This window comes from Staphylococcus sp. OJ82 (assembly GCF_000294465.1).
GTDB classification, from domain to species: domain Bacteria; phylum Bacillota; class Bacilli; order Staphylococcales; family Staphylococcaceae; genus Staphylococcus; species Staphylococcus equorum.
In genome coordinates this window covers 1-3,857 of sequence record NZ_ALPU01000022.1, presented here as the reverse complement: position 1 = coordinate 3,857, position 3,857 = coordinate 1, and the positions used below count along the sequence as shown (strand labels likewise).

At 27.5% G+C, this 3,857-nt stretch carries 3 protein-coding genes and 1 tRNA gene; all 4 read left to right on the top strand.

Annotated elements, in window-relative coordinates; translation table 11 throughout:
- Positions 1 to 281 precede the first annotated feature (281 nt).
- The 4 genes from SOJ_RS13925 to SOJ_RS13915 all read left to right on the top strand — a co-directional run bounded on the left by SOJ_RS13925 (position 282) and on the right by SOJ_RS13915 (position 3,604).
- A complete protein-coding gene (locus SOJ_RS13925; RefSeq protein WP_002508763.1) occupies positions 282 to 626 on the top strand; it encodes a DUF536 domain-containing protein in 345 nt (114 codons plus the stop codon).
- A 699-nt stretch (positions 627 to 1,325) separates the two neighbouring features.
- Positions 1,326 to 1,417: transfer RNA gene (locus SOJ_RS14495), tRNA-OTHER, on the top strand.
- Positions 1,418 to 1,515: 98 nt separating this feature from the next.
- The gene (locus SOJ_RS13920; RefSeq protein ID WP_002508762.1) at positions 1,516 to 2,754 is read left to right on the top strand and encodes an aminoacyltransferase; all 1,239 of its coding nucleotides are present in this window, start codon (positions 1,516 to 1,518) and stop codon (positions 2,752 to 2,754) included.
- A 166-nt stretch (positions 2,755 to 2,920) separates the two neighbouring features.
- Complete coding sequence (locus tag SOJ_RS13915; protein WP_002508761.1) at positions 2,921 to 3,604, top strand: hypothetical protein; 684 nt, start codon at positions 2,921 to 2,923, stop codon at positions 3,602 to 3,604.
- Positions 3,605 to 3,857: the final 253 nt, after the last annotated feature.

Here is a 3,857-nt window from a genome sequence, read left to right as displayed (position 1 = left end):
AATGGTTAAAAAATAAAAGGTATGAACCCATCAAACCAAAAACAACTGAATTTACAGAAGAACAACAAAAGGCATTTCTAGAAAAAATGAATAGAATTGAAAAATTGTAAGTTTAAGAACTAACACAAATACTCATAAATATTACCCAACACTTTCTATAAAAGTGTTGGGTAATATTTATGAGTATTAAAAAAATGACGATAAAATCGATAAAAACGTTGATTAAATTTATCGGTAAATACCAGTAAATTATGGTAAATTAGCGGTAAGCAGGTGATAAAATGAAAAGTTTTAAAAAAGCATCTGAAGAACTCCAAATTACTAAACAAACTTTAACTTCTTGGATAGAAGAAATAAATGAAAGTCATAATATAATTTGGAAAAACAAAACAAGATATTTAGATGAGATAGTAATCAATAAATTAAAGCAACATAAAAATATTGAAAATAAATACACTTCTTCTTCAGGAAAAGATAATATAGATCTGTTGGAAATTTTACAAAAAGAAAATGATTTACTTGTTAAACAACTTTCAATGAAAGATGAACAAATTAACAATTTAACAAGACTCATAGATCAACAACAGCAATTAACTATAAGTGATAAAAAGAACGTGAAGAATTAAAATACGAACTAAAAATTGCGTTAAACCAATTAGAATATAGCGAAAAAACAAGTGATTATTATGAATTTGAAGAGAATGAAAGGCAAGATAGTTCACATCATGAATATAAAGATATTCAGAATACACAAACTCACAAAAAAAGTCTTTGGAGATATTTATTTGGTAAATAGTAAGGAATAAACAAAAAAGTACCTATCACAAGAAACTCGTAATAGGTACTTTCTATTGAAGTATAAAAAAAGAGTATGTCTAACAACATATCAATACTTGGCTTACTCATTAATAGGTCTAGTAAATTTTACCCAGATTTTATATAAGTAAAACCTATTAAGTAGTAAAATTTTTATTATCGTTTTCTATTACAAGTATAAGAAGTAGCTTAAAAATATAATATAACGCTTAAATTTCGCTAATGATTCACTGAATAAAAATACAAAAGTAAGATGTATGAAAACACATGAAAACGTGTTAAACCAACGATGTATAAAGTGTGTATAAAAGTTCACAATCCATAAAAGTCAAAAACACTGTTAGATCAGTGTTTTTGGCTTTTTGTTTAGTTAACATAAATTAAGTATTATAGGTAGTGATCGTGCATGATATATACAATCTATTTAAAATGATAATAAACTTAAGTTTGTAATAAAGTGGTTTACATTTCTATTTAAAAAGTATAGGATGGAAAAGCAGTTAAATTTTGGAGGGATACCCAAGTCTGGCTTAAGGGAAATTGATATTTATTATTAATTAGAAGCTTTCCGCTTGCGTAGGTTCGAATCCTTCTCCCTCCGTTAAATTTCATTTTTAAGTCAAGCCTTTTAAAGTGCTTGACTTTTTTTTGTAATATACATATGAAAGCGCAATATCATATTAAGAAAGTAGGTTTATCATGTACTTTACTAAACTAGAAGTAAATGAATTTGAAATCTTTACTAATAAACATTTTTCTCACTATACGCAAAGTTCAAATCATTTTAACTACAAAAACAACCTAAAAAAAGATGTGCATTTAGTTGGAGTTAAAGATAGTGAACATAATATATTAGCAGCTTGTCTTTTGACTGAAGCACGCTCTTTGAAGTTTTTTAAATACTTTTACACACATCGTGGACCAGTTTTAGATTTTAATAATTATGAGCTAGTGAGATTTTTCTATAAGCACTTAACTAAATATTTGAAAAAAAATCGTGGTTTATTCGTTTTAACTGACCCTTATACATTAGAAAACATACGAAATACTCAAGGAGAAATATTAGAAAGTTATAACAATCGACCTTTACTTAAAACTATGGAAGATTTGGGCTATAAACACCAAGGATATACGGTTGGATACTCTCAAACGAGCCAAATTCGTTGGCTATCTGTTCTTGATTTGAAAAATAAAACAGAAGATCAATTACTTAAAGATATGGATTATCAAACGCGAAGAAATATTAAGAAAACATATGAAATGAATGTTAAAGTCCGTACATTGCCTATAGAAGAAACTGATACATTTTTCAAACTATTTAAAATGGCAGAAGAAAAACATGGCTTTACATTTAGAGGTAAAGAGTATTTTGAACAAATGCAAAAAATTTATCACAATAACAGCATGTTAAAATTAGCTTATATTGATTTGTCCGAACTCTTAATAAAACAAAACAATCATTTAGACAAACTAAATAACACTTTAGAACAAACCAAGACTAACTTGGAATCTAATCCTGATTCTAAAAAAAGTAAAAATAAATATGAACAAGAATTACAACAAATAAAAGCACAAAAAAGAAAGGTTTCCGAAACAGAATCCTTAATTGAAACAGATGGCATGATACTAGATTTAGCAGCTTCTTTATATATCTTTAATGACCATGAAGTTTATTATCTTTCTAGTGGATCAAACCCTAAATATAATCCTTATATGGGGGCATATAGGCTACAATGGGAAATGATAAAATTTGCAAAAGAACATAATATTAATCGTTATAACTTTTATGGTATAACGGGCGATTTCAGTGAAAATGCTGAAGATTTTGGTGTTCAAAAATTCAAATCAGGATTCAACGCTCACGTAGAAGAATATATAGGGGACTTTATCAAACCAGTTAGACCTATACTTTATAAAATCTATACACTACTAAAATAGTTTCAATAACCACCTGTTTTATATAAACATGGTGGTTATTTTATTATATATTTAATGCATATCGTGTTATAGATGTTATAAAGCTTTTTAGCTCTTATAATCTAGTTTTCTGGCTAGAAAAATATCAATATAAGTCTAATTTAAAATGTTGAAAAGGAGTTGTAATATGAAAAAAATTATTTTAGCTATATCAATTGCTGGTTTATTAGTAATTTTAGTAGGTTGTAATAGTAATAGTAACAGTTCTAGTGATACTATTACCTCACAAAGTAAAGACAAGGAAACACAAAACAAAAACGAGGAAACTAACACATCTGATAGTGGTGATAATACAGAAAGTAGCAAGAAACAAAATAAAGAACAAAATGATAATAAAAAGCAACAAAAAAATAATGACAGTAATGAGAATCAACAATCTACTGATAAAAATAAAAGCTACTTAAATGATTTTAACTCCGAAGAAATTGAATATGCACGAGTTTGGTATCAGTTAATATCAACAAGAAATGATTTAAAAGGGATTAGAGATGTGTATGTTACAGAAATACCAAAAGGTTCAAAAGTAAATCCACAAGCCCAAAATAGTGCAGTTTATAAAGAAAACGTTGTGAAATTAGAAGCTCCTATGAGGGCTGGTGGATCAATAACATATAGCAGTAATGGCGATGGAACAATTAATGTATACAATAATATTCCTTATAAATGGGAAAGCTCACAAACTAGTGATTATAGTAAAATGGATAAGGTAACCAGAAAAGCAATTGAGGATAATATTGAAACAATCTATATTAAACCTCATGATAATAAACAAGTAGCTAAATTAGCGAATAAAATTAAGTATAGTGAATAGAAAGTATTATTTAATTTTTAATACTTTCTATATTTAGCAACCACATTTTTGGTTGCTTCATTAGGTCTGTTTTTGATTTTTAATTTGGTTTTGAATCACATGAGTGGCTAGCAATAGTCACTCATTTTTTGCGTACGCAAAAACATAAAGGGTTTGGGATATAATCCCAACAAGCAGTATATCTAGTCACGAAGTGGCTAGCAAATACGACGCTTGCCAAACCAAATTATAACTTGAAATTTTGTTGATTATC

Excerpts from the sequence above, each read along its gene's own strand:
- SOJ_RS13925 (WP_002508763.1), top strand. The coding sequence starts at position 282 with ATGAAAAGTTTTAAAAAAGCATCTGAAGAACTCCAAATTACTAAACAA.
- SOJ_RS13920 (WP_002508762.1), top strand. The coding sequence starts at position 1,516 with ATGTACTTTACTAAACTAGAAGTAAATGAATTTGAAATCTTTACTAAT.
- SOJ_RS13915 (WP_002508761.1), top strand. The coding sequence starts at position 2,921 with ATGAAAAAAATTATTTTAGCTATATCAATTGCTGGTTTATTAGTAATT.